At 67.5% G+C, this 24,864-nt stretch carries 24 protein-coding genes and 1 riboswitch; of the genes, 16 read left to right on the top strand and 8 right to left on the bottom strand.

Features of this window, described 5'->3' with window-relative positions:
- Positions 1–447 (top strand): IS630 family transposase (locus tag ACWDTF_RS08670; RefSeq protein WP_449754283.1); only part of this gene is annotated, 447 nt, incomplete at its 5' end.
- 48 nt (positions 448–495) lie between these two features.
- Here the strand turns inward: ACWDTF_RS08670 and ACWDTF_RS08665 are convergent.
- Complete coding sequence (locus ACWDTF_RS08665) at positions 496–3,267, bottom strand: sacsin N-terminal ATP-binding-like domain-containing protein (RefSeq protein WP_449754282.1); 2,772 nt, start codon at positions 3,265–3,267, stop codon at positions 496–498.
- A complete protein-coding gene (locus ACWDTF_RS08660) occupies positions 3,264–4,091 on the bottom strand; it encodes a DUF3027 domain-containing protein (protein ID WP_433258254.1) in 828 nt (275 codons plus the stop codon). Before ACWDTF_RS08660 ends, ACWDTF_RS08665 begins: the two co-directional genes overlap by 4 nt.
- 65 nt (positions 4,092–4,156) lie before the next feature.
- On the opposite strand from ACWDTF_RS08660, the gene ACWDTF_RS08655 reads away from it, so the two are divergent.
- On the top strand, positions 4,157–6,187 hold the full coding sequence (locus tag ACWDTF_RS08655) for an MFS transporter (RefSeq protein ID WP_449754281.1): 2,031 nt from the start codon (positions 4,157–4,159) through the stop codon (positions 6,185–6,187).
- 15 nt (positions 6,188–6,202) lie between these two features.
- Positions 6,203–6,742, top strand: coding sequence for a DUF2771 family protein (locus tag ACWDTF_RS08650; protein ID WP_449754280.1), 540 nt, complete (start codon positions 6,203–6,205; stop codon positions 6,740–6,742).
- A gap of 198 nt (positions 6,743–6,940) precedes the next feature.
- Here the strand turns inward: ACWDTF_RS08650 and ACWDTF_RS08645 are convergent, their stop codons facing one another.
- Positions 6,941–7,354, bottom strand: coding sequence for a cold-shock protein (locus ACWDTF_RS08645; protein WP_240857692.1), 414 nt, complete (start codon positions 7,352–7,354; stop codon positions 6,941–6,943).
- A 196-nt stretch (positions 7,355–7,550) separates the two neighbouring features.
- Here ACWDTF_RS08645 and ACWDTF_RS08640 point away from each other — a divergent pair, with 196 nt between their 5' ends.
- From ACWDTF_RS08640 to ACWDTF_RS08620, 5 genes are all read left to right on the top strand, one after another.
- Positions 7,551–7,760, top strand: a complete 210-nt coding sequence (locus tag ACWDTF_RS08640) for a hypothetical protein (protein WP_240857693.1) — start codon at positions 7,551–7,553, stop codon at positions 7,758–7,760.
- Between the two features lie 4 nt (positions 7,761–7,764).
- Positions 7,765–8,304: a flavin reductase family protein gene (locus ACWDTF_RS08635; protein WP_240857694.1), complete on the top strand. Its 540-nt coding sequence runs from the start codon at positions 7,765–7,767 to the stop codon at positions 8,302–8,304.
- Positions 8,304–9,404 carry a GTP 3',8-cyclase MoaA gene (gene moaA / locus ACWDTF_RS08630; RefSeq protein WP_355279262.1) on the top strand — a complete coding sequence of 367 codons (1,101 nt, stop codon included), beginning with the start codon at positions 8,304–8,306 and terminating at the stop codon, positions 9,402–9,404. The genes ACWDTF_RS08635 and moaA overlap by 1 nt, the downstream gene beginning before the upstream one ends.
- A 7-nt stretch (positions 9,405–9,411) precedes the next feature.
- On the top strand, positions 9,412–9,660 hold the full coding sequence (locus tag ACWDTF_RS08625) for a MoaD/ThiS family protein (RefSeq protein ID WP_240857696.1): 249 nt from the start codon (positions 9,412–9,414) through the stop codon (positions 9,658–9,660).
- A 263-nt stretch (positions 9,661–9,923) separates the two neighbouring features.
- Positions 9,924–10,104: riboswitch (cyclic di-AMP (ydaO/yuaA leader) on the top strand.
- Positions 10,105–10,110: 6 nt separating this feature from the next.
- Positions 10,111–10,746: a transglycosylase family protein gene (locus ACWDTF_RS08620; protein WP_355279264.1), complete on the top strand. Its 636-nt coding sequence runs from the start codon at positions 10,111–10,113 to the stop codon at positions 10,744–10,746.
- Positions 10,747–11,415: 669 nt separating this feature from the next.
- Here the strand turns inward: ACWDTF_RS08620 and ACWDTF_RS08615 are convergent.
- Genes ACWDTF_RS08615 through ACWDTF_RS08600 form a run of 4 tightly spaced genes read right to left on the bottom strand, consistent with a single transcriptional unit; the run spans position 11,416 to position 13,075 of the window.
- Positions 11,416–11,850 (bottom strand): molybdenum cofactor biosynthesis protein MoaE, encoded by a 435-nt coding sequence (locus tag ACWDTF_RS08615; protein ID WP_240857698.1) that lies wholly within the window; start codon positions 11,848–11,850, stop codon positions 11,416–11,418.
- On the bottom strand, positions 11,847–12,347 hold the full coding sequence (locus ACWDTF_RS08610; RefSeq protein WP_240857699.1) for a MogA/MoaB family molybdenum cofactor biosynthesis protein: 501 nt from the start codon (positions 12,345–12,347) through the stop codon (positions 11,847–11,849). Before ACWDTF_RS08610 ends, ACWDTF_RS08615 begins: the two co-directional genes overlap by 4 nt.
- Positions 12,340–12,846, bottom strand: a complete 507-nt coding sequence (gene moaC, locus ACWDTF_RS08605; protein ID WP_240857700.1) for a cyclic pyranopterin monophosphate synthase MoaC — start codon at positions 12,844–12,846, stop codon at positions 12,340–12,342. The genes ACWDTF_RS08610 and moaC overlap by 8 nt, the downstream gene beginning before the upstream one ends.
- A 4-nt stretch (positions 12,847–12,850) precedes the next feature.
- Entirely contained in the window at positions 12,851–13,075 is a 225-nt protein-coding gene (locus tag ACWDTF_RS08600; RefSeq protein ID WP_240857701.1) for a hypothetical protein, read from the bottom strand.
- 154 nt (positions 13,076–13,229) lie between these two features.
- Here ACWDTF_RS08600 and ACWDTF_RS08595 point away from each other — a divergent pair, with 154 nt between their 5' ends.
- A complete protein-coding gene (locus ACWDTF_RS08595; protein WP_355279790.1) occupies positions 13,230–15,431 on the top strand; it encodes a protein kinase domain-containing protein in 2,202 nt (733 codons plus the stop codon).
- Between the two features lie 15 nt (positions 15,432–15,446).
- Here the strand turns inward: ACWDTF_RS08595 and ACWDTF_RS08590 are convergent, their stop codons facing one another.
- Positions 15,447–16,556 (bottom strand): alanine racemase, encoded by a 1,110-nt coding sequence (locus ACWDTF_RS08590; RefSeq protein ID WP_240857703.1) that lies wholly within the window; start codon positions 16,554–16,556, stop codon positions 15,447–15,449.
- Between the two features lie 60 nt (positions 16,557–16,616).
- Between ACWDTF_RS08590 and ACWDTF_RS08585 the strand changes: the two genes are divergently transcribed.
- The 7 genes from ACWDTF_RS08585 to ACWDTF_RS08555 all read left to right on the top strand — a co-directional run bounded on the left by ACWDTF_RS08585 (position 16,617) and on the right by ACWDTF_RS08555 (position 24,849).
- Positions 16,617–18,947, top strand: a complete 2,331-nt coding sequence (locus ACWDTF_RS08585; RefSeq protein ID WP_449754279.1) for a helicase-associated domain-containing protein — start codon at positions 16,617–16,619, stop codon at positions 18,945–18,947.
- A 91-nt stretch (positions 18,948–19,038) separates the two neighbouring features.
- Positions 19,039–20,250 carry an RtcB family protein gene (locus tag ACWDTF_RS08580; RefSeq protein ID WP_449754278.1) on the top strand — a complete coding sequence of 404 codons (1,212 nt, stop codon included), beginning with the start codon at positions 19,039–19,041 and terminating at the stop codon, positions 20,248–20,250.
- Positions 20,251–20,341: 91 nt separating this feature from the next.
- A complete protein-coding gene (locus ACWDTF_RS08575) occupies positions 20,342–20,965 on the top strand; it encodes a TetR/AcrR family transcriptional regulator (RefSeq protein ID WP_240857706.1) in 624 nt (207 codons plus the stop codon).
- Positions 20,966–21,491: 526 nt separating this feature from the next.
- A complete protein-coding gene (locus ACWDTF_RS08570) occupies positions 21,492–21,650 on the top strand; it encodes a hypothetical protein (RefSeq protein ID WP_240857707.1) in 159 nt (52 codons plus the stop codon).
- Entirely contained in the window at positions 21,647–22,198 is a 552-nt protein-coding gene (locus ACWDTF_RS08565) for an oxygenase MpaB family protein (protein WP_355278272.1), read from the top strand. Before ACWDTF_RS08570 ends, ACWDTF_RS08565 begins: the two co-directional genes overlap by 4 nt.
- Complete coding sequence (locus ACWDTF_RS08560; protein WP_449754277.1) at positions 22,195–23,115, top strand: oxygenase MpaB family protein; 921 nt, start codon at positions 22,195–22,197, stop codon at positions 23,113–23,115. The genes ACWDTF_RS08565 and ACWDTF_RS08560 overlap by 4 nt, the downstream gene beginning before the upstream one ends.
- Positions 23,116–23,181: 66 nt before the next feature.
- Complete coding sequence (locus tag ACWDTF_RS08555) at positions 23,182–24,849, top strand: DNA repair helicase XPB (protein WP_355278276.1); 1,668 nt, start codon at positions 23,182–23,184, stop codon at positions 24,847–24,849.
- Positions 24,850–24,864: the final 15 nt, after the last annotated feature.

Below are 24,864 nucleotides of genomic sequence, written 5' to 3'. Positions count from 1 at the left end.
TACAAGCGCCATGGCACCAGCACGTTGTTCGCCGCTCTCAACATCGCCACCGGCCAACTGACCGGCGCGGTCAAGCCGCGACACCGCCGCCAGGAATTCCTGGCCTTCCTGCGTCAGCTCGACCGCGCCTACCCAGGCCAGGAGTTGCACCTGGTCATGGACAACTACGCCACGCACAAAACCCCCGAGGTCAAGGCATGGCTGGCTGAGCACACCAACTTTCACGTCCACTTCACACCCACCTCGGCGTCCTGGCTCAACCTCGTCGAAATCTGGTTCGGCATCCTCGACCGCCAAGCCATCCGACGCGGCATCTTCACCTCGGTCGCCGACCTCAACGCCAAAATCCGTGCCTTCATCACCGGCTGGAACGACCGCAAACATCCCTTCGTATGGACAAAGACCGCCGACGAAATCCTCGCAAAAGCCCAACCCAATAGGAATTAATGAAACGCGACACTAGCGCCTCGAGCACCTCAGGCAGCGGTACCTGGGTCAATGGCCGGCGCGCTCGAGGTGGGTGACGCCCTGATGGTCGATCCACCATCCCACGCGCGACTCGATCACAGAATCGTTGCGGCGCAACGTCACCCACAACTCGTCGTGCACTCGCACCTCACCGTGTCGCACCTCGACACCCCGCTGAGCGGCAAACCGCACCGCCTCGGGATGCGACCACGTCACGGCATCACCCGGATCCCGGATCTCGGCGGCGAAAGCCTCCGATGCGAGCGGCAAGTCCAGCACGACGCCGAGTGTCTCGGCGTCTGCAGCCTCGGCCGCTGTTCCGGCCAAGACCACAGATTCTCCCGAAACCATCTGCAGCAGATACGGTTTGTCGAGAACAACCGCGTCGGCGACCGCCGTTGCAGCCAGTGTGCGCACCCGGTCGGGCAGGTCGATGTCGGCTGGGTCGATCACCCCGGACCGACACGCGCCGACGATCGACGCGTGGACCGACACCGCGACACCGGCACTCACCTCGCGGTCGGGGTCGCCGAGGCGGTCGAGGAGTCGCGACGCCTCCGCCGCGGACGCGGGCGGAAGTTCGGCGAGCGCGCCGGCGACGGCGTCGGCCTGTGGGTGATCGAGCGGATCCAGAACCCCGACGAGAGTCTCGTCGGAGGGCGCACGGTAATCGCCGAGCGGGTGGCCGTCGATGATCGCGAACCGCCGCAACCACCACGCCGTGTACCCGTCTCGATCACCCAGCAGCTCGACGATCTCCTCGTCGTCGGCGAGCAGCGTCAACGCCGCCGCCCAGCGCTGCTCATCGACGAGGTCCAGATCACCTACCGCAGAGAGGCTTTCCGGCAGCTCGGTCAGCGAATCCCACCACAACTCCTCGTCGGGAAGGTCGTGGTCGGGGGCGGTGGGGAGTTCGTCGGAGACCACAAGGAATCCCCAGCCCACCCCGACCCTGCGCAACGTCGACGCACCGTGGCGCTGCGTCAGCTCGCGATCCACCACCCCGAAGGGATGGTCGTCGACGAGGACGGCTCCGAGAGGACTGTCGGGCAATAGCAGTTCGTCGGCAGGGCGCCACTCACCATCGGCGTCGGGCAGCGGCAGTTGCGCAAGCCAAGCCGGAAGGGCGGCGTCGGGATCGGCCGCGACCAGCGCGAGTACTTCGTCCGCGAGCCCGCCGTCGGAGTCGAGGTCCGCGTCCTCGATCAGCTGCCGCAGAGCGGGATCCGACAACGCCTGTTCGACGGTCAGTTCTTGGGCACCCATACGTTCGACGAGTGGGTGACGCGCTTGCCGATCGACCATCGGCAGCCATCGCGCCGCGCCGGTGATCCGATCGGAGACAAACAAACCGCGCGCACCGACCGCCATTCGCCCGTCTGACCGCGGAACCGGCAGCGCGGCAATCTCTTCCACCTCACGGCCGGTACCCACCAGCGGGGCGAGCGCCGCATACAGGCGCTGCCACCACTGCGACGGACGCTCGACGCCCGTCAGCCGATCGGCCAGTCCGGCCAACCCCAGTTCGACGACGCCGAGCCGACCCAGCACCGATGTGCTTCCCGCGTCGGAGATGTCGGGGTGGACGAGGTCGCCGAACAGGTCGCCGAGCACGTCGGCGAGTTCGGCGGTGAGTCCGACCAGTACGACTGATCTCGATGGAACCAGATCGGCACCATCGGCGGCAGGCAACCACGACGTTCGACGCAGGTCCGCGAGCACCGCGTCGATGAGGCGCGCATCGTCGCGGTTACGCGCGAGGTGCGGCTCGGGTACCAGCCGCAGTCGGCGGCGCGGCCCGAAGAGTCTGATCAGATCGGCGTAACCCACAGCCGCAGAGGCGATATCGGCACTCGGGTGCAGGTTACGGCGGTCCGGAGTGAGTGGTAGGTCCGCAATCAGCCGGCACGGCAAACTCAGTTCGATACCCGTCGGGGTGGGCGCCCGCAGAACGTCATGCCCCGCAACGGTTGGGCCGTCGACCGGGGCGAGCCAACGGGTCGTACCGGTCGCAACCTGCAGCCAGGCCGCCGACTGCACGCCGTCCCGGGTCGGGGCGATGCGGGTCACGACCGCCCCGTCCGACGACAACTCGGGCAGACGGTGCCGATCTACCCCGAACTCCACTTCCCCCACCGAGATTCGCTGCAGAGAAGGCAGTTCCAGAAGCAAGTCGGACGCCTCGCTGATCATCGGCGCGACGAGGTTGTCCGAACCGTCGCGGAGGTAGAGGACAACTTCGGTATCGAATCCCTTGCGCGGCCGAACATCCGACGGCCACGGCAATCGAAGGAGAGGAACCTCCACCGAATCGGCCAGCCGCGCTCCGGCTTCACGAATGACCTCCTCGGTCAGCGCACGGTCGAAGACCACCGACCCGGTCGTCGACCGCATCTCGACCCGGTCGGCCACCACCGCGGTCGCCGTGAAACCCACCCCGAATCGGCCGACCTGTCTCGAATTCCCTTCCGCCACTGCGGTTGTCGGCTTCGCGGACACCCGCAACGCCGACAACGACCGCACTCCTTCGACGGTCAGCGGCGCCCCGGTGTTGCCCACGTGCAGTTCGCGTCCGGACAGCCACACCGCCAACTCTCCCGGCTCACCGGCGACCGCGGCCGCGTCCGCGGCGTTGGCCGCGAGTTCGGTCAGGAGTCGGTCGCGGTATCCGACCGTCACCAGATCGGTCTCGGCCGCGATGTCTTCGGCGAGTCGCGTCGGAGACGACCGCCAGGATTCCAGGGTTGCCGCGCGCACGGCGGCGGTGTCGAACGGGTCCGGCGCGGCGGCGGGGTTCAACCGGTCGGCAGGCTCTGCGCCGCGGCGACGATCTCGAGCGCGCCGTCGTCGTAGGCGTCGTAGGCAGGCGATCCCTCGCCGCCCTTGGGTGGCGGCACGTCCGAATGCGCCCCACATCCGTATTCCGCGGAGACCACCCGGCCGTCGGCGGCGTACTCGTTTGCACAGGCACCGAAGGCGGCGTGCAGCGCGCCACTCAGCGGAATGTAGAAGCCGCAACTGCAGCACGAGAACTGCGCAGCTCGCGCCATCTCCGACGCCGGGCCGAAATCACCGTCGTACCAACGCTGTGCGGCGTCGTCGCGGCCATCGCGGCTCAGCAGGCGCCGACGGCCCAGTCCGATCTCGCCGTCGACCTGCCCGACCTCGTCCGGGTCGGGCTCGTCGGAGGAGAACCGGAATTCGTCGCCGGTGTCGATCTGATTGGGCACCAAACGCGGGTCGTCGGGTTCGGCGGCCAACAGGTCGCCGGCCGCGAGGTCTCCCGTGCTGATGCGGTCGGCCCACGGCAACCAGGCCGGGGCGAGCAGCGCCCCGTCACCCGGCAGCAACACGAGCTCGCTCACCGTGATCTCGTCGGTGCCCGGCGCGCCCGCTAGCACCACACACCACTGCCATCCGCGGTAGCCGGCGAGGTCGGCGTCGAAGTAGTGAGCGGCCGCCCAGTCACCTTCGGCCACGCTTCGACGATGCGGTCCCGGGTGCTGACCGTCGTCGATCAGCGCATCACGGGCGACATCAACGGCGTCCAACAGCCGGGGCGAGGTGTCGCCGATTCGATCGATGTCACTGGGTTCGCTCACCTCTCCAGTGTGCAACACCATGCGGGTGTCGTACACGGGCGGCCCGCTTCAAGCGGGCAGGGCCCCGGATGAGGAAGAATCGAGGAGTGCACCGACCGAGTTCCCGACAACATGACGAGGGGCGCGGGGCCCCCGGCGGTCCGGCGAACCCCCAGTACCGGCCGGCCGATGATCCTCGCCGTGCCCAGCCGCAGTATTACGGCCCCGACAACGGCAGAAGCGATCGCCCCCGAGCCGATCCCCGCGCCGATCACCCTGGTACGGCCAACTATCCGGCGCAGGAAACCACTCGTCGAGCGCGGCGCCCGGCGCCCGGTTTTGGTCCGCGGACGCCCGGCGGCCCCGGACGCCCCGCTCCCGGCCCACGCGGGCAGAACGCCTACCTGCCGCCACCGACCCACAATCCCCACCTGCCACCGCTGGACGAGCAGGATGCCACCGACCAATTGAATGACGGCAGGTCCGGCACCCGTGCGATGCCGACCTCCCCGGACAACGTCCGGATGCCCAAGAAGCTCACCGTGGTGCGCGTGGCGGCGTTGCGCGGACGCGAACTGACCGGTCGCGGCATCGACAAGATCCAGCGGGCCGCGACCGCCGACGGCGCCGACCAGTCGGGGCTCACCGCGCTGACGCTCCCGGTGATCGCGAACTTCGCGGTCGACGCGGCGATGGCCGTGGCCCTGGCGAACACGCTCTTCTTCGCTGCCGCGTCCGGTGAGTCCAAGGTCAGCGTCGGGCTCTATCTGGCGCTGACGATCGCGCCCTTCGCGTTGATCGCGCCGTTGATCGGGCCGCTGCTCGACCGGTTGCAGCGAGGACGACGCATCGCGATGGCGACGACCTTCGGGCTGCGCGTCGTGCTTGCCCTGCTGATCATGGCCAACGTCAGCTGGGACGAGGCCGCCGGGCAACTCAACTACGACCCCTGGGTCCTCTACCCGTGCGCACTGGGTCTGCTGGTGCTGTCGAAATCGTTCGGGGTGCTCAAATCCGCGGTCACGCCACGCGTGGTCCCGCCGACCATCGACCTGCCGCGAGTGAATTCACGCCTGACGATGTTCGGTCTGGTCGGCGGCACCATCATCGGCGGTGCGATCGCGGCCCTGATCGAGGTGGTCCTCGCCAAGGCATTGCCGTTCCATCTCCCCGGCGCGATGCTGTGGCTGGCGATCGTCGCGGCCGCCGGCGCCTACCTGTGCATGCGCATCCCGTCCTGGGTCGAGGTCACCGAGGGCGAGATCCCGACGACCTTCACCTATCACGGCGAACCCGCACGCTCGACGGTCCCCGAGCACGAGAGTGTGCTGGGCAGCGCCAAGGACGGTGCCAAGGGACTCGCCGCCAAGATGCGGCAACCGCTGGGCCGCAAGGTCGTCGCCGGCTTGTGGGGTAACGGCACCATCCGCATCCTGACCGGATTCCTCACCCTGTTCATCGCGTTCTACGCCAAGGCGCAGCAGACGGCAAACCCCGACGAGGGCGGGCTCACCCAGCTGCTCCTGATCGGCGCGGTCGGTGCGGCGGCGGGTGTGGGAAACGCGATCGGCAACGGTGTCGGCACTCGGCTGGAGTTGAAGAACCCACCGATGATCGTGGTGTGGTCGACCGCGGCGTGCTTCGTCGTCGCAGTGCTCGCCGCGATCTTCGGCAACGTGCCGGCCGCGTGCCTGGCCGCGCTGGTCGCGTCCGGCACCAGCGCGATCGGCAAGGTATGCCTCGACTCGTCCATCCAGGACGACCTGCCCGACGAGTCGCGCGCGTCGGCGTTCGGCCGGTCCGAAACCGTCCTCCAGTTGTCGTGGGTGTTCGGCGCCTCGCTGGGAGTACTGCTGCCGCCGTATCTGTGGCTCGGGTTCACCGTCGTGTCGGTGCTGCTCGGGATCGGGCTGTTGCAGACGATCATGACGATGCGCGGGTCGTCGCTGGTGCCGGGGCTCGGCGGCCGCCGACCGGATCACGCGATGCCGACGATGGCCTTCGCCGCGGCCAACACCGAACGAGTGCGCGCACATCCGCGCACCGAGCGCGCCTCCGGACCCGGTGCCGCACCGACCCGGCCGCACCCCAGTGCGCCGGGGACCCACCCCCGTGCGAACCACGGCGAATACCGCTGAGACCATTTGAGCGTTATGAATCTGAGCAGTGGTGAGAAGAAGGCCGTCTCGATCATCGCCGCGGTAGCGGTCGCGTTCGTCGCGGTCGTCGGGGTGTCGGTGTTCCTCCTGGTGCGTGACGCACCCGAGGAGCACGTGCCGTATCTGCACCTGAGCGTCGATGGCGATCTCCACCGAATCGAACCGGTGCGTTGGTGCGACATCTTCGTCCGGCACTGCGACCCGCCGCTCTCCGCACCCCAGTCGCCGACCCCACAGGTCGCGGTGCCGATCGGTTCGACGGCCGCGTTGTCGGTGTCTGGCGACATCGCGGAGGGCCCCTGGGCGCTAACCCGCCTGTATTCGACGCCGAAGGGTCTCATCGAGGACGAGGGCACCTTTCAATCCGGCACGACCTTCACGGTGATGCTGCGATCACAGGCGGACCGGGTGCTGATCGGTCTGACGGTCAATCTGCCGTCGGCACTCGTCGGGCCCGACGGCACGATCGACACCGCGCGTGGCACCTTCGCCATCGACACCAAGCCGCAGGACTACGTCATCCCGCAGGTCTGAAAAGCGGCGGTCCGATCGCAGTCACCGTGCCCACAAAAAGTAGGGAAAGAAACTTCTTCCCCGGGCCTTGGAGTCCTCCCCCAGAAATTTCCCGCGGACGACTACGAACCCCGGGGAAGAAGTTTCTTCCCCTAGATTTTGCGGCAGGACGCCGACGTATCTCCCCAGTTCACAGCGTCGCTCACCGAACGCTTCGAGTCAGTGCTCGAGTTCGCGGGCGACCGCGCGTACCACTTCGGAGATCCGCTGCGCCGTCTTGCGGTCGGGGTAGCGGCCCTTGCGCAGGTCCGGTTGCACCTTGGCTTCGAGCAGGGTGATCAGATCGGCGACCATGCCGTGCAGTTCGTCGGGACTGTGCCGCTTGGTCTCCTTGCGCACTGCCTCTCGCGTGTTCTTGGCGACGCTCGGCGCCGGCTCGAGAACCTTCACGCTGAGCGCCTGCGGCCCACGCCGTCCCGCAGCCATGCCGAATTCGACACGCTGGCCCGGTTTGAGGCCCTCGACACCCTCGGGCAACGCCGAGGAGCGGACGTAGACGTCCTCGCCCTCGTCCTGCGCGAGGAATCCGAAGCCCTTGTCCGCGTCGTACCACTTCACCTTGCCGGTCGGCACCGTGCTCACCTTCATCTGATCGGATCTGTCACAACAAAAGACGCCGTCACCCATCCTCACAAGAACAAGCTCGGACCGATGAGCAAGGCGTCTGGTTTGTCCATGGTAGCCAACCGGAGATCGGGCCGTCACGGGCATTACCGGTGCGCGTACCGCTCGGCGTCGGATCGCGGTTGCAGTGCATTACCGTGGAGGTATGCAACGTGCTGGATCACCACGCCTGGTCGCGATCGCCGGGGTGGTTTTCGTCATCGGCGTGCTGGCCGTCGTGGCCCTGTTCGTGACACCTCTGGTGGCCGACGGATCCACGGCACCCACCGCCGTCTACCTGCTGACGATGTGCGCACCGCTCGGTTTTGTCCTCGGCCTGGTGGCCGCGCTGCGTTCCGGGCGAAGGGTGAGGTGAGACCGTGACCGTCACACAGCACATCGGCCCGGATCTGGCGCCCGCGTCGGACGCCGCCGCCCTACGCGCCGCCTACAGTTGTTTCCCCTCCGGTGTGGTCGCGGTGTGCGCGCAGGACCCGGCCGACGCAGATTCGCGCGAACTGATCGGAATGGCCGCGAGCTCGTTCACCACGGTGTCGCTCGATCCACCGCTCGTCTCGGTCTGTGTGCAGAACACGTCGAGCACGTGGCCGCGGTTGCGCGGGGCACACGCGGTGGGGGTCAGCGTCTTTGCCGGCGACCAGTCGCTGCTGTGCCGTCAGCTCGCCGGCGCCGCCGAACATCGCTTCGACGGGATCACCCCGCTGCTCGCCGACAACGGCGCCGTCTTCGTACCGGACGCGGCCGCCCACTTGTCCTGCACCATCCACAACGAGATCCAGGCGGGCGACCACACCGTCGTCCTGCTCGAGATCGAGACCCTGCGAGCCGACCCGACCGTCGAGCCACTTGTGTTCCACGCCAGCACTTTCCGCGCGCTGGAAGCCCGTAGAGGCGACTGATGACCGCGGTCGCGCTGGGGTTACCTACGCGTCGGGTGGCGCAGCCCGCGACGTGGAACCCGCGCGAGCCCGCCCCGGTCGACGGCCCGCTCGTGGACACATTCGGCCGCGTGGCTCGTGATCTGCGGGTGTCGGTTACCGACCGGTGCAACCTGCGGTGCACCTACTGCATGCCCGCCGAGGGTCTGGACTGGATGGATACCGCCGACGTCCTGACCACCGAGGAGATGGTGCGCATCCTCACCGTCGCCGTGCGCGACCTCGGGATCGAGCGGATCCGATTCACCGGCGGTGAGCCGCTGCTGCGCCGCGACCTCGAAGAGATCATCGCGCGGGTCGCCGGGTTGCCGCAGCGACCCGAGATCGCGATGACCACCAACGGGCTCGGGCTGACCCGGCGCGCCCAAGGACTCGTCGACGCCGGACTGAGCCGTATCAACGTCTCCCTCGACACCGTCGATGCGCAGCGCTTCGCCGAGATCACCCGGCGCGACCGGCTCGACGACGTCCTCGCCGGCCTGGCCGCCGCGCACGCCGCCGGACTCGACCCTGTGAAGGTGAACGCGGTGCTCGCCGACCACACCGATCTCGCCCGGTTGCCCGACCTGCTCGAGTACTGCCTGCGCCACGGCTACGAGCTACGCATCATCGAGCAGATGCCGCTCGACGCCGACCACGCCTGGGTCCGTGGACAAATGGTGACGGCCGACGAGATCCTCGCCACGCTGAGGGGCACGTTCGACCTGCACGACGACCCGGCGCCCCGCGGCAGCGCACCGGCGGCCACGTGGATCGTCGGGGGCCGGCGGACCGCCTCGGGAAAACCGGCCCGGGTCGGCGTGATCGCGTCGGTGACGCGGCCGTTCTGTGGGGATTGTGACCGGACTCGCCTCACCGCGGACGGGTCTCTGCGCAACTGCCTGTTCGCCGAGACCGAGACCGATCTGCGCTCCGCACTGCGGACGCTCGCGGACCACGAGATCGATGCAGCGATCGCCGACAGCTGGCGTGCCAACGCCTGGGCCAAGGCCGCCGGGCACTCGGTCAACACCGCCGGCTTCCGCCAGCCGTCGCGGCCGATGTCGGCGATCGGCGGTTGATCGCCCGATGCGCCTGACCGTCCGCTACTTCGCTGCCGCGCGCGCGGCGTCGGGGACCGAGCACGACGTCGTCGAGATCGACGCCGACGCCACGCTCGGCGATCTGGAGCGGTTGCTCGCGGCCGAGAAGCCTTCTCTCGCTCCGGTACTGCAGCGCTGCTCCTATCTGCGCGACGAGGTCGCACTGTGTGACCGTGCTCGACGATTGGGCACGTGCGAAGTCATCGACGTCCTCCCCCCGTTTGCCGGTGGCTGAGGCCACATTTGCGGTGTGACCTTGCTCACATAACGGTAGGGTAACGAGTAGGACACGAGACGACCACTAGCGCCGTGAACTGCAATGACACCAAATTTGGGCCGAAAGTCCGGAATTCGACACCGAATTCAGCTTTCACGAGACGTGTGATTCGACCGAATGAACGACGTACTGTACGAGACGACCGCCCACGGGGGGTCACGACAAAGCAAACAGAACGATAACGTCCCGTCGGCCGCGCCGAGCCTCGCTCCGCTGACGAGACGGACCAAGAACCAGATTTCTAGGAGCGAGGACGGGGGACCCACCCTCATCCCCTGAGACCGGGCATCCACGCGGATGTCCTTGGGGTTAAGTCCCCGGGGCAGCAGTCAGGCCCCGGGACCGAGCAGCCTCTCGCTCGAACCCGACAGCTGACTTCGTAGGCGCGTGGAGAGAGGAATTCGATTCATGTCCGGACGTCATCGCAAGCAGACGACCAACACGACCACCAAGACTCTCGCCAAGGTCGCTCTCACCGGAGCGGTTCTGGGCGGTGGCGCCGCACTCATGGGCACCGGTTCGGCCAGCGCGGCCACCGACGCCGAGTGGAACCAGGTCGCCCAGTGCGAGTCGGGCGGCAACTGGGCCATCAACACCGGCAACGGCTACCACGGCGGCCTGCAGTTCAGCCCGGGCACCTGGGCCGGCCACGGCGGAACCCAGTTCGCGCCGACCGCCGATCAGGCCACCCGCGAAGAGCAGATCGTCGTCGCCGAGCGTGTGCTCGCCGGCCAGGGCAAGGGCGCATGGCCGAGCTGCGGTGGCCCGCTGTCGGGTCCGACCCCGCGCACCGCGCCGACCGACACCCCGAACCTCAACGCGCCGAAGCCGAAGCCCAAGACCCCGGAGTTCAACCTCTCCAGCGCGCCCGACGCGAAGACCACCGGCGATGTCGCCAACCAGGTCGACAGCTCGCTCGACGCCGCCAACGTGCGTCCCGAGGTCAAGCAGATGTGGGCCGCTGCCAAGGGCACTGGCGTCCAGCTGAGCCCCGAGCAGATCAAGCTGTTCAACCAGAACAAGCACCTGATTCCGGTGCCCTGATCGTCTGACGATCCGCCCACCCGGGCCCCTTGTCGAAGGGCCCCGCACGATGACTGATCCGTGCGGGGCCCTTTTCCATTTCTCACCGACGGTCGCGGGGTGGCGACGAGGCTCCTCGCGAGCCCAAAAAGTAGGGGAAGAAACTCTTCCCCTGGTCTTGGAGTCCTCCCCCAGAAAATTCTCGCGGACGACTACGAACCTCGGGGAAGAAGTTCTTCCCCTAGATTTTGCGAGCACGACCAGACGCATTTCCCCAGTTCAGCGGGTGTCGGGCGACTCGCCTTCGAGTCAGCGTCCCTCCGTCGGCGTTGCCGACGATCGTGGAGGCGGGAAGGGTTGGCGGTTGGGCCGGTGGCCAGGATCGGGCCCCTGACGGTGGTCCTCCGGGTATATCCCAGAAGCGGACGCTGACGGGCCCGATCTCAGTCACCGATTGCCGGTCGCCGCGTTCCGCCGACGGCGACGCCAGGAACATGCGCCCACAAAAGTCGGGGAAGAAACTTCGTCCCCGACCCTTGGTGTCTTCCCCCAGAAATTCGAATTTGTAGGGGACGATTGTGAACCTCGGGGGAAGAAACTTCTTCCCCGAGATTTTGCGGGCACGACAGTATCGTGTTTACCCAGGTCAGAAGGCTGGTCACCGAACTCTTCGGGTCAGCGATCCGCGAATCAGGCCGACCCGACCCATTCGTCGCTGCCGTCGACAAAGAACTGATGTTTCCAGACCGGCAGTCGGGCCTTCACCTCGTCGACCAGGCGCGCGCAGATCTCGAAGGCGGCGCGACGATGATCGGCCGCGACCGCCACGATGAACGCGGCGTCGCCGACCACGAGGTCGCCAACGCGGTGCGACACCGCAACCGCACGCACCTGAGCATCTTTGACGATCTCGCCGACCACTTCATCGAGCACGTTCGGCGCGGTGGGATGCGACGAATACGAGAGCGCCGTCACTCCCCTACCGCCGTCGTGGTCGCGCACCGCACCCACGAATCCGACGATGGCTCCGGCCCGTCCGCCCGCGGCGTCGGCGACCCACGCCTCATGTTCGACCAAATCAATGGATGATTCGGCGACGGCCGTGCGGATCTGCGGCGAACTCACCGGTGGTCACCGCCGTGAATCTGGTCGATGGCGTGGTGCACGACGCCGGCCAGCACCTCCAGGCCGTCCCGGACACCACCGGTGGAGCCGGGCAGGTTCACCACGAGGGACGAGCCGGCCACGCCCGCTGTTCCTCGCGACAGCACAGCCGTCGGAACGGCCGGCAGGCCCGCGGCGCGGATGGCATCGGCGAGACCCGGAATCTCGAAGTCGAGCAGTTGCCGGGTCTCCTCGGGAGTCCGGTCGGTCGGGGTGAGACCCGTTCCGCCGGTGGTGATCACGAGGTGTGCGTCGGCGTATAGGGCCGCTCGGATCGCCTCGCCGACCGGTGGCCCGTCCGCGACGACGATGTGCTCGTCAACCACAAATCCCTGCGCAGTCAGCCATTCGGCGATGATCGGCCCGGACCGATCCAGGTATTGGCCGCGACCGGCCCGCGTCGACGCGACCACGATCCAGGCGCGCAGTTCACGGCCGGGTGCGGCGTCGTCAGACATCGTCGTCCCGCCGCCAGGTGCCCGACTTGCCACCGGTCTTCTCCAGCAGGCGGATGTTGTCCATGTGCGCGCGGCGGTCGACGGCCTTCACCATGTCGTGCAGGGTGAGGCCGGTGACAGCGACGGCGGTCAACGCTTCCATCTCGACTCCCGTCTGGCCCGACGTCGAGGCCGTAGCGGTGACCTCGATCCGATCGTCGCCGATGACGAAGTCGATCTCCACCGCGGATAACGCCAGCTGGTGGCACAGCGGGATCAGCTCGGACGTGCGTTTGGCCGCCATGATGCCCGCGATGCGGGCAGTGGCAAGGACGTCGCCCTTGGGCAGTTTGGCCTGACTGAGCAGGTCGATGACCTCGGCCGTGGTGCAGAACGTCCCACCGGCCACAGCACGCCTGTTGGTGCTCTTCTTGCCGCCCACGTCGACCATCCGGGCCGTCCCCGACTCGTCGATGTGGGTGAGGCCCGGGTCGCGGTCGGCGGAACTGGCCGACGACATCAGATCAGCGGTTGATGACCGTCTTGGCCTGCACGAACGGCAGCTCGTCCTGCGGCAGCGGGAACTCGACGTCACCGAACGGCGACAGCGCACCCGAGATGTTGGTCGCGAACTCGGAGACTGCGTGCTCGCCGTCCGCGAACGGCCAGCCGTTGTCGACGTAGCGCTTCTTGCCGGACTTGTCGGCGCCGGCTTCTTCGGTCACGGTTTCTTCGGTCACAGCCAGCATTCTGCCATGGCGCCTGCGACCGCACCGACCTCCTCGGCACCCAAAGATCGTCCAGTCCGTCCCACCCTGACCAACTGAATGAGTCAGCACCACGATCATCAGGCCATTCGGTATCGTCCCTCTCGTCCCCACCCACTTGACCAGGGAGATCGAGGTGGCGCTGAGTCCCGGAAGTCAGATCGCCGGCTATCGCGTTCTCTCGCAGCTGGGTCAGGGTGGCATGGGCGCGGTGTATCTCGTCGACAACCCGTCGCTGGAACGACGTGAGGCACTGAAGGTCATCTCGATCGCAGGCGCGGGCGACCCGAGCTTCCAGCAGCGTTTCACCAACGAGGCCAGAACCGCCGCCAAGCTGAACCATCCGAGCATCATCACGGTCCACCAGTACGGCATCGACAACGGGGCGCCGTGGTTTTCGATGAGCTACATCGAAGGGCGGGATCTTTCGGCCGAGCGTCTCCGGCCCGCCGAGGTCGCCCAGGTCGTCGGCCAGGTGGCCGACGCGCTCGACTACGCGCACCGGCACCGGGTGATCCATCGAGACATCAAGCCCGCCAACATCATCGTGACCCGGGAACCCGGCGGGGTCGAACATGGCGGGATCGAACATGGCGGGGGTGCCATCGAACGCACCGTGGTGCTCGACTTCGGAATCGCGAAACTTGCCAACACGGCGGGACTGACCGGCACCCAGGGCTTCATCGGCACACTCGCGTACTCCGCGCCCGAGGTGATCGACGGCGGCGAGGCAACACCCGCCGCGGATCAGTACTCACTAGCCGCAACGGCGTACGCGCTGCTGACCGGGCAGCCGCCACTGGTGGGCAGCACACCGTCGGCCGTGGTCATGGCGCACGTCCGCGGTGCGATCACGCCGGTCTCGCAACTGCGGCCCGACCTGGCCGCCACCGACCATGTGTTCGCGCGGGCATTTGCGCGCAACCCCGCCGACCGATTTCCGAACTGTCGCGCGTTCGCGGCCGCTCTCGGCAGCGCATTGACCGCTCAGACGCAACCGTTCACGCCCCCACCACCGCAGACTCCGCCACCGCCGACCCCGCACCACGATCGCATTTCCACTCCGCGGCCGATACCCGGCGCGCCGACGCCTCCGCCGCCCGCGCGCCGTCGAACCGGCCTCATCGTCGCGTCGGTGGCCGCGGTCATCGTGCTTCTCGTGGCAGCCGGTGTCGGGGTGTTCTTCTGGAACAAGTCCCGATCGGGGTCCGACGAGACATCCACCACCGTGGCCGCGCAGAAGCTCATCGCGACTGACGGCGGAGCATCATGCGCGGCGCAGGGCGGCACGCTTCGATGCTGGGGCAACAACAATTTCGGACAACTCGGCGACGGAACGACGACCGAACGCCCCGCGCCCGTCTCACTCAGCGGTATGACCGAGATCACCGATATCAGCATCGGCGCGTTCCGCAAGTCGGACAACACCTGGCCGGCGACGACCTGCGCGGTGTCTGCCAGTAAGGCATTCTGCTGGGGCGACAACGCCTTTGGTCAAGTCGGTGACGGTCAGACCGGCACCACCGTGTCGACACCCACCCAGGTCGGCTCATTGAGCGACGTCACCGCGATCTCTACCGGCTGGGGCACCACATGTGCGATTTCAGCCGGCGAGGCATATTGCTGGGGCGACAACGACCGCGGACAGCTCGGGGCGTCGACACCCCGGACGTCGACAAGCCCTGTCAAGGTTCCCGGTCTCACCGGAGTGCGGGCCATCGCAACCGGATTCGGCACCACCTGCGCGATCGCCGACACCGGCCTGCATTGCTGGGGCGACAACCGAACAGGGCAGGTCGGAAACGGCTCGACCTCCACGGAACCAGTGGCACCGACGAAGGTCGCGCTGGACAAGGTCACCTCGGTGTCCGTCGGCGGCTACAACTACGACCCGAACACGGAAGACAGTGCGGACGGCGAGTACCGCCGCACAACATGCGCCACCGCCGACGGCAAAGCCTATTGCTGGGGTGACAACACGTACGGTCAGATCGGCGACGGCACGACCACCCAGCGCACGTCACCGACGCCCGTCAACGCACTCGACGGCGTGACGTCGATTGCCACCGGGTGGACTTCCACGTGCGCCGCCGCACAAGGCAAAGCCTATTGCTGGGGCGACAACGCCGATGGCCAGCTCGGGTTCTCGAGCGACGGGCAGGTGGCAATACCGCACGAGGTGACCGGACCGGAAGGTCTGACGACGGTGGCCGCAGGTTTCGGGACTGCCTGCGCACAATCGGACTCCGAAGTGTTGTGTTGGGGCAACAACAGCAACGGCCAAGTGGGGAACGGCAACACGACCGACCAACCCACGCCGCAAAAGGTGTACTTCTAGGGAGACACGCCCTGGTCAGCTGTTTTCCCCTCGCGCCACGACGTCCCACCGCTCGGTCACATCACCTCGATCGTCGACGATCATCAGCTCGTCGACCAGGTTGACGGCGGTACAGACATGATTGGGAATCAACCGGATTCGTGATCCGATCGCCGGAATGCCTTCCGAAGCCGCACCATCGGGGAACTCGACGACGGCATGATGTTCCGACAGCGACGTCACGCGGGCGTCGAGGTGATCCGGCAGACGACCGAACCCTGTTGTCCACGAAGGACGGTCCGCGCCGAGGATCTTGCTGCCAGCATCGACGACGACGCGGTGGCCGGTGCGGTGGACCACCGTCGTCACCGCCCACAGGCTCGCGTCGTGGATGCCGCACGAGCACATCTCCAACTGCTGCGCGTCGTTGAACGGGTAGACACCGGGCCGGATCTCGGTGAGTACCCCACCGTCGGCGAAGTCCAGGGTCGGTGTCGAGCCACCACTGCGCACCCGAGGCTCGATCCCCTCGTCGGACAGTCGTTGCGCGGCAACGGAAAGCACCCTCGCCTCGTCGTGAGCCGCGTCGCGCCGGGTATCACCGATCCCATATCCGTGCCCAGGAAAGGTGAACACACCCACCACGTCGAGACCCAGATCTCTTGCCGCCGAGGCTACTTCACCTGACCGCTCGGGCGCCACCCCGGTGCGGTGCTGCCCCGAGTCGACCTCGATCACCACCTCGACCGACCGAGTGCCCAGCTCACCGGCCAACTGGCGCGCGCCCTCGACGGAATCGACCCCGACCCGAACGCGCACCTGGTCGGCCAGCGCGGCCAGCCTGCGACCCTTGGTGCCGGTCACCCACAACGGATAGGCGATGAACAGATCACGACATCCGGTCGCGGCGGCGTGCGCGGCGAACACCTCGGCCTCGCCGATCGTCGCCACGGTCAAACCCGTCGCGCCGGCAGCGATCTGACGCCGCGCCACCTCGAGGCATTTGTGCGTCTTCGCGTGCGGTCTCAGTTCCAGTCCCGCGGCGCGGGCCACCCCGGCCACCCGATCCAGATTGTGCTGCATTCGTGCCGCGTCCACGGCCAGAAACGGAGTGTCGGGCCCGGCCGGCACAGAATCAACTGGCATGAGCCCAGCCTGTCACCCGCGACCCCGCAATCGGAACCCGGCGTCGGTAGACTCGATCGAATGAGTTCGGATGACCAGCGGCGCAGCCTCGCGCAAGACCTGGCCGGCCGATCCGACGACGCACTCGCCGAGCTGCTGGCGCAGCGTCCCGACCTCGCCTCGCCACCCCCGCAGGGCAGCGCCGTCCTCGCACAGCGCGCGCTCGCGCCCGCGTCGCTCGCACACACCGGCGAGGATCTCGACCTGTTGAGCGTTGCCGTCCTCGAGCAGGCGCTGGCGCTCGGCGCTCGTCGAAACGCAGGCAGTTCGCACGCGACGGCCGGCGCCATCGTCACCGCGATCGGCAATCGAGCTGATCCGCAAGACATCGCAGACCGCATCGACCTGCTGACACTCCGCGCCGTTCTCTGGACCGAGGGCGCCACGCTGCAGGCCGGGGCCCATGCCGACGCCGCGCTGCCGTGGAAGGCCCATCACCTCACCGGCCTGCTGTGCACGCGTACACCCGAGACCATCAGCGCCCTCCTCGAGAAGCTCGACGACCGCCAGCGCGAACTGTTGCAGACGCTCTCTCGCGGCCCGGCACTCGGCCGCAGCCGCGACGCAGGGCCGGCAGCCGACCCCAACGCACCCATCCCACGTCTCATCGAGGCCGGCCTGCTGGCCCGCGTCGACGATCACACCGTCGAACTCCCACCGACCGTCGGCACGATCCTGCGTGGCGAACCACCACTGCGCACCGACGATCTGCGCCCACCAGTGCTGCACGAGCCGGGTGCGAAACCGCGATTCAGCGCCCGCGCGGTCGACGACGCGGCGGGTGGCGAGGCGCTCGAACTGATCCGCCACATGACGAGCCTGCTGGGTGTGCTCGGCACGACGCCGGCCTCGGTGCTCCGCAGCGGCGCGCTCGGAGTTCGCGAGCTGCGCCGCCTGGCCAAGGTCACCGGCCTGGATCAGGGCCGCGTTGCCCTTCTTGCCGAACTCGCCGGTTACCTGCGCCTCATCGACGCCGGATTCCCGGAACCACCGCCGGCGGGCGACACCGGGGAACAAGCCTTTGCGCCCACCGCGTCCGCCGACAGCTGGCTGCACCAGCCACGCGAAAGGCAGTGGGCCGCACTGCTCGACGCGTGGTTGCACATGCCCCGCAACGCATGGCGGGTCGGCGAGCCAGGTATCGACGGGACCACCCTGGCGGCGCTCGGCGGCGAACTCCACGACGCCTACGCCCCCATTCACCGACGACTCGTCCTGTCCACCCTCGCCGATGCCCGCCCGGCGGTCACTGTCTCACCGGAGGCGACCACCGCGGCGCTACAGTGGCGCCGACCGCGTCAGATGCGCCGCTTTCTGCTGTCGACGGTCCGCGAAACCCTGGATGAGGCAAGACAACTCGGTGTCGTCGCACACGGGGCGCTCACCGCGGTCGGCCGGGCGGCCATCGCCGACGGCGATCCCACTGACATCGAGGCCGCCACCCACAAGGCCATGCACGCGGCCCTCCCCGAACCCGTGGACCACTTCCTGACCCAAGCCGACCTCACGTTGACCGTACCCGGACCGATGACACCCGAACTCGCCGAACAGGTGGAACTCGTCGCCGATCTCGAATCCGGCGGCGCCGCTTCGGTTTACCGCGTCTCCGAGGAGAGCGTACGACGCGCCCTGGATGCCGGGCGCAGCAGCAGCGAACTGGTCGCCATGTTCACCACCCATTCCCGCACACCGGTCCCCCAGTCGCTGACCTACCTGATCGAAGACGTCGGCCGCAAGCATGGCCAACTGCGGGTCGGGATCGCATCCTCGTTCATCCGATGCGAGGACGCCACCACGATGGCGGCCGTACTTCGTTCTCCGGCAGCCGAACCCCTCGCCCTGCGCGCCCTGGCGCCGACCGTCGCCGTATCACCGTCGGAGCTCCGTGACGTGCTCGACCAACTGCGTGCAGCCGGATTCGCGCCGGCCGGCGAGGATTCGTCGGGCACCATCGTCGACCTGCGGCAGCACGGCAGCCGGGTGAACGTTGCGCGCCAGAACCGGCACCTGCCACCCAGACGCACCCCACCGTCGGCCGAGCAGATCCGAAATGTGGTCAACCGCATGCGATCTCACGACCGCGCTGATGCCGCCACGCCGGCCGGCACCTCGCGCGCCCCGGTTCGGGCGGTCGGCGGCGGCGAGAGCTCGACGGCCCTGATCCAATTGGCGCTACGGGCCAACCGGCGCCTGCGTGTCGGGTACGTCGACGCCCAGGGATCGGCCAGCCGCCACGTGGTGAGCCCACGCACCCTGGGCGCGGGACAGCTCGTCGCACTCGAAGATGGCACCGACGACGAACAACGCTTCTCGCTGCACCGGATCACCAGCATCGAACTGCTGGACAACTGAGCTCGAGAAACTCGCTCGACCGCCGTCCACCGCGCGCGTACGGTGGTCGAGCCACACCCGTGGCGAATACCTCACGACCACAGGAAGAATCATGAACACCCAGTTCCCGGTACCCCTTTCCGGCGCGTCCGCCTCCACCCTGCTGTGGGCCGACGAGACGTCGATCGAGTACCAGGCGCTCAACCAGCTCCGCCGGGTGTCTGCTCTGCCGTGGGTACACGGGGTCCGGGTGATGCCCGACGTCCATGTCGGCAAGGGCGCCACCGTCGGCTCGGTCATCGCCATGCGCGATGCCGTGTGCCCGGCTGCGGTCGGCGTCGACATCGGATGCGGAATGGCAGCCGTCCGAACCGATCTCACCGCGTCGGACCTGCCCGACGACCTCTCCGGACTGCGCGGCGCCATCGAGGCGAAGGTGCCGGTGGGCTTCACGTCGCACAAGGAGCCGGTCAACATCCGGCGACTGCAGGTCGGCGGCGGCTGGGACGGATTCTGGTCCCGGTTCGGTGATCTGCATCGCGGTGTGCGGCAACTCGATACCCGCGCCGGCAAGCAGATGGGCACCCTCGGTGGCGGCAACCACTTCATCGAGATCTGCCTCGACGAGCCCGCCGACGGTGCCGAATCCCATGTGTGGATCATGCTGCACTCGGGGTCGCGCAACATCGGCAAGGAACTCGCCGAGCGGCACATGTCCATCGCGGCGAAGCTGCCCCACAACGCGGACCTGTCCGATCGTGATCTTGCCGTATTCGTCTCCGGGACAGCGGAGATGGATGCCTACCGACACGACCTCGACTGGGCGCAGGAATACGCTGCGCGCAACCGCCGGGTCATGCTGGCGCTTGTGTGCAGTGCGGTCCGGGAGAGCTTCGCGCAGCGGCGCGTCGTGTTCGACGAGCCGATCAGCTGCCACCACAACTACGTGGCCACCGAGCATATCGACGGCCTTGAGTTGCTCGTCACCCGCAAGGGCGCCATCCGCGCCGTGGCAGGCGAGCTGGGGTTGATCCCCGGGTCGATGGGTACCGGTTCGTACGTGGTGCGCGGCCTCGGGTCGGTCGACTCGTTCTACTCCGCGTCGCACGGCGCGGGGCGGACGATGAGCCGGAGCAAGGCACGCAAGATGTTCACCGCCGAGGACTTGGTGGCCCAGACCCAAGGTGTCGAGTCGCGGAAGGACGCGGGTGTGGTCGACGAGATCCCGGCCGCGTACAAGGACATCGATTCGGTGATCGCCGCGCAGACCGATCTCGTGGAGGTCGTCGCCCGCCTGCGCCAGGTGGTGTGTGTCAAGGGTTGAGATGGTTGCCCGGGGTCGGAGGCACCTCCGATCCCGGGTGGCCTTCGGCGTGGACGTAAACTGGTCGGGTGCAACGTTTCCGAGGAATCCGATGACCGACGCGGACTCGCCGTGGGAATTGCCCGGCAACCTCGACCCCACTGCGCGCAAGATCGTGACCGCCGCGCGAATCCGATTCTCCGAGAGCGGATTCGCCGACACCACAATGGAAGACATCGCGCACGCAGCCGGGGTGGGGGTCGCCACGGTCTACCGGCGATTCGGCCACCGCAAGCGCATCGTCCGCTACGCGATCATCGACGAGGCGATCCGGCTCGGAAATCTCCTGTCGGCTGCGGGTGCATCGGCGTCGGGCCCCGAGGAACTTGTCGTCGAGACTTTCACCGCCTTCGTCCACGAAGCCTCACAACCCAAACTCCTCACCCGAAATCTGCGCGAGTCCGGCGAGGCCGCCGAATTGTCGGCGTTCCTGAACGACGCGACGATCATCAGCCTCGGCCGCTCGACAATCGCCACCAGCCTCCGGCCGTGGCAAGAGGCGGGCCGACTGCCCGCCGACCTCGACCTCGTCATCGTCGGCGAGATGATCTCCCGCCTGATGAACTCCCTCATCGAAGCGCCCGACGACAGCGCCATCCCCATCGCCGACCCCGCCGCAGCACGGCGCTTCGCGCAGACCTACCTGGTCCCGCTGCTCCAAGCGACCGGTCGCTGACTCGAAGAGTTCGGTGACCACAGCGCTGAACTGGGCAAATACGTTAGTGCCGTGCCCGCAGAATCTAGGGGAAGAAGTTCTTCCCCGGGGTTTGTAGTCGTCCGCGAGAAATTTCTGGGGGAAGACACCAGGGGTAGGGGACGAGTTTTCTTCCCCTAGGTTTCTTGTGCGGCGGATAGCGCCTTCTGTGCTCGACGTGCGAGCAGATCTCAGCAGACCGTCGGGCGAGAAGGGTTTGCGCGGGCGCCCAAGATCGTGGTCGCGACGGCAGCTTCTCCCACCCCCGGGGCGCGTCGTCGGCGTGTCGCGCTTTCAGAAACCGCGTGTCTGGTCAGAAACCCGAGGCGCACCAGCGGTTTCTGGCCGCACCGGCGGTTTCTGGCAACAAGTGCGGTTTCTGTAGCGAGGCCGCACTCTTCCCACCTCCACGATCGCCACCACGAGGTTAAGTGTGCTCCACGTCTCATTTTGATAGACTAGCGCCGCCTTATCTATCAGACAGGATTCGGGGGGCGCGACGATGCGAGTGGACACCAGACATTCCGGATCGAGCGACGACGTCGGATCGGCGGAACCATCGGCCCAGCCGTTGGGGCCGGATTCGGCCAGCTGGCAGTACGGCAACGACTGGCGTGGCCTGTTCGGCGCCCTGGACGCCGGGAGCGCAGCGAGCGGGTCCGAATGAAACGGTCGACCATCTGGTTGGAGGTGGCCCACCCCGTGGTCGGGGCGGGTGTGGGCCAACACTCCAGATTCGACACCGACCGGTGGGGCACCCTGACCCGGCGGTTCAAGACGATGTTCGCCATCTACGGCGGGCACGGCGACGAGGGTGCCCGCGTCGCTTCCGAACATCTACGCGCGATCCACAGCCAGGTGAAAGATGTTGACAATCAAGGACGTTCGTATCACGCCCTGAACGCCGACGCATTCCTCTGGGTGGCCGCGACCGGCTACTCGACGCAGGCCGACATCCGTCGGGCGTTCGGCGGGCGGGTCGACGACGAACTCGAGGACGCCCTCTACGAGGACTGGAAACGCACCGCACGAGTCCTCGGCGAGTCCGAACGCGTCATTCCGCCCACCCGCGTCGAATTCTGGGCGTATTACTGGCATGTGGTCGACGACGTCCTGGAACGCAATCTGTGCACCGATCGGTATCCGTTCCGGCGTATCACCCCGACCCCGAAGCTGCCGGACTTCTTCACCACACGAGAGGCGGCCAAGCCATGACCGCGGCGCCCGAGTTCATCGATCCGCCCGACGTCGTCGACACCTACCAGCACGACCTCGTGGCCGCGATCCCGCGCGCCCGGCGTCGTCGCCCGATTCGGCAACCCGCCGACCTCGTCACCGGCCTCGGACCGACCATCGCCGGCGCGAACGTGATCATGCAGCTGGCCAACCCGAAGGTCGGATACGGCGTCAACGAGAGCCGCGTCGACTCCGGCAACGCCATCAAACGACCCATCAAACGCGGCCGCACCACCGGCACCTTCCTGGCGGTGGCGCTCCTCGGCAACGCCGACGATCAGGCGTATGTCCACCGAGAGGTCGGCCGAATCCACCAGCAGGTGTACTCGACCGCGCAGAGCCCGGTCCGCTACAGCGCGAGCGACGCGCGACTGCAGCTCTGGGTCGCCGTCTGCCTGCTGAAGTACTTCATCGACCAGTACGAACTCCTCTACGGTCCGCTGTCGGCGCGGGAGAAGGAGCTGGTGGTGCGCATGGGTCACCCATTGGGGACCGCGCTCAACGTGCCGGTGTCGAAGTGGCCGCACAGCTACGACGAGCTGATCCGCTACTGGAACGACGAGGTGACACGCCTACGCATCGATCCACCGGTCCGCGAGGAGTTGCAGAGCTTGTCGGACCTGTCGTTCCTCGAGTATCGCGTCGGGCGACTCGGGACGCTGGCGCACGTGACGCTGGGTTCCTTCCTGACCTATGTGATCAGCGGCGGACTGCCCGAGGAGGTCCGCGACCTCATGGGGTGGGAATGGACCGAGCGTGACGCACGTCGTTACCGGGCCACGCTCGCCGGATTCCGCCTCGTCGACCCGATCCTCGGACCCGTCGTCAAGGGCATGCTGCATCTGAACCTGCTCGACCTGCGCGTCCGACGTCGGCTGGGTCTGCGCGTTTTCTGATTCACTCGTTTCCGCGGGCGGTGAACGGGGTGGCCCGGATTTGCACTGACCTGGACAATGGATCGGGTGACCGATGGACCCCTGATCGTGCAATCCGACAAGACGCTGCTGCTCGAGGTCGACCACCCCGACGCCCCCGCGGCCCGTGCGGCGATCGCACCCTTCGCCGAGTTGGAACGCGCGCCCGAACACGTACACACCTATCGGGTGACCCCGCTGGCCCTGTGGAATGCGCGGGCAGCCGGCCACGACGCCGAGCAGGTGGTCGACGCCCTCGTCACGTACTCGCGCTATGCCGTGCCGCAGCCGCTGCTGATGGACGTCGTCGACACCATGGGCCGGTTCGGCCGGCTGCAGCTGGTCAAGCACCCCAGCCAGGGCCTGACGCTGGTCAGCCTCGACCGCGCCGTCCTCGAGGAGGTGCTGCGCAACAAGAAGGTCGCCCCGATGCTCGGCGCGCGCATCGACGACGATACCGTCGTCGTGCATCCGTCAGAGCGTGGCCGCCTCAAGCAGATCCTGCTCAAGGTCGGATGGCCGGCCGAGGACCTGGCCGGCTACGTCGACGGTGAGGCCCACCCCATCGCACTCGATGAGGGCAACTGGCACCTGCGCGACTATCAGGAGATGGCCGCGGACTCCTTCTGGGCCGGCGGCTCCGGCGTGGTGGTCCTGCCCTGCGGCGCGGGCAAGACGATGGTGGGCGCCGCCGCGATGGCCAAGGCGGGTGCCACCACGCTGATCCTGGTCACCAACACGGTCGCCGGACGTCAGTGGAAGCGTGAGCTCATCGCCCGCACCACGCTCACCGAGGAGGAGATCGGCGAGTACTCCGGCGAACGCAAGGAGATCCGGCCGGTCACCATCGCGACCTATCAGGTGATGACCCGAAAGTCGAAGGGCGAGTACCGAAATCTCGATCTGTTCGACTCCCGCGACTGGGGTCTCATCATCTACGACGAGGTACACCTCCTGCCTGCCCCGGTGTTCCGGATGACCGCCGACCTGCAATCCCGACGACGCCTCGGACTCACCGCCACCCTCGTGCGCGAAGACGGCCGCGAGGGCGACGTGTTCAGCCTCATCGGCCCCAAGCGCTACGACGCCCCGTGGAAGGACATCGAAGCGCAGGGCTGGATCGCGCCCGCCGAGTGCATCGAGGTCCGGGTGACCCTCACCGACAACGAACGTCTCCAGTACGCCGTCGCCGAGCCGGAGGAGAAGTACAAACTCTGCTCCACCGCCCACACCAAGGTCAACGTCGTGAAGTCGATCCTGGCGCGGCACAACGGTTCCCAGACGCTGGTCATCGGCGCCTACATCGACCAGCTCGAGGAACTCGGCCGTGAGCTCGACGCCCCGGTGATCCAGGGCTCCACCAAGAACAAGGATCGTGAGGTGCTGTTCGACCAATTCCGGTCCGGCGAACTGCAGACCCTCGTCGTGTCCAAGGTGGCGAACTTCTCCATCGACCTCCCCGAGGCGTCGGTGGCGGTGCAGGTGTCGGGTACCTTCGGTTCGCGGCAGGAGGAGGCACAGCGGCTCGGACGCCTGCTGCGTCCCAAATCCGATGGCGGACAAGCACACTTCTACTCGGTGGTGTCCCGCGACACCCTCGATGCCGACTACGCCGCCCACCGTCAGCGCTTCCTCGCCGAGCAGGGGTACGCCTACCGGATCACCGACGCCGACGACCTCTTGGGACCCGCCATCGGTGACGAGGCGTCGAACTAGGACACTGGCCGGCGG

Source organism: Gordonia sp. NPDC003422 (genome assembly GCF_053588675.1).
Note: the sequence above shows the minus strand (reverse complement) of the source record. Positions and strands in the feature narration are given on the sequence as shown.

Bases quoted from the DNA above. Each gene is read 5' to 3' on its own strand.
- ACWDTF_RS08590 (WP_240857703.1), bottom strand. From the start codon at position 16,556: ATGCCAGTTGATTCTGTGCCGGCCGGGCCCGACACTCCGTTTCTGGCC.
- ACWDTF_RS08640 (WP_240857693.1), top strand. From the start codon at position 7,551: ATGCAACGTGCTGGATCACCACGCCTGGTCGCGATCGCCGGGGTGGTT.
- ACWDTF_RS08610 (WP_240857699.1), bottom strand. From the start codon at position 12,347: ATGTCTGACGACGCCGCACCCGGCCGTGAACTGCGCGCCTGGATCGTG.
- ACWDTF_RS08625 (WP_240857696.1), top strand. From the start codon at position 9,412: ATGCGCCTGACCGTCCGCTACTTCGCTGCCGCGCGCGCGGCGTCGGGG.
- ACWDTF_RS08600 (WP_240857701.1), bottom strand. From the start codon at position 13,075: ATGCTGGCTGTGACCGAAGAAACCGTGACCGAAGAAGCCGGCGCCGAC.
- ACWDTF_RS08575 (WP_240857706.1), top strand. From the start codon at position 20,342: ATGACCGACGCGGACTCGCCGTGGGAATTGCCCGGCAACCTCGACCCC.
- ACWDTF_RS08560 (WP_449754277.1), top strand. From the start codon at position 22,195: ATGACCGCGGCGCCCGAGTTCATCGATCCGCCCGACGTCGTCGACACC.
- ACWDTF_RS08565 (WP_355278272.1), top strand. From the start codon at position 21,647: ATGAAACGGTCGACCATCTGGTTGGAGGTGGCCCACCCCGTGGTCGGG.
- moaA (WP_355279262.1), top strand. From the start codon at position 8,304: ATGACCGCGGTCGCGCTGGGGTTACCTACGCGTCGGGTGGCGCAGCCC.
- ACWDTF_RS08585 (WP_449754279.1), top strand. From the start codon at position 16,617: ATGAGTTCGGATGACCAGCGGCGCAGCCTCGCGCAAGACCTGGCCGGC.
- ACWDTF_RS08650 (WP_449754280.1), top strand. From the start codon at position 6,203: ATGAATCTGAGCAGTGGTGAGAAGAAGGCCGTCTCGATCATCGCCGCG.
- moaC (WP_240857700.1), bottom strand. From the start codon at position 12,846: ATGTCGTCGGCCAGTTCCGCCGACCGCGACCCGGGCCTCACCCACATC.
- ACWDTF_RS08660 (WP_433258254.1), bottom strand. From the start codon at position 4,091: ATGGTGTTGCACACTGGAGAGGTGAGCGAACCCAGTGACATCGATCGA.
- ACWDTF_RS08580 (WP_449754278.1), top strand. From the start codon at position 19,039: ATGAACACCCAGTTCCCGGTACCCCTTTCCGGCGCGTCCGCCTCCACC.
- ACWDTF_RS08620 (WP_355279264.1), top strand. From the start codon at position 10,111: ATGTCCGGACGTCATCGCAAGCAGACGACCAACACGACCACCAAGACT.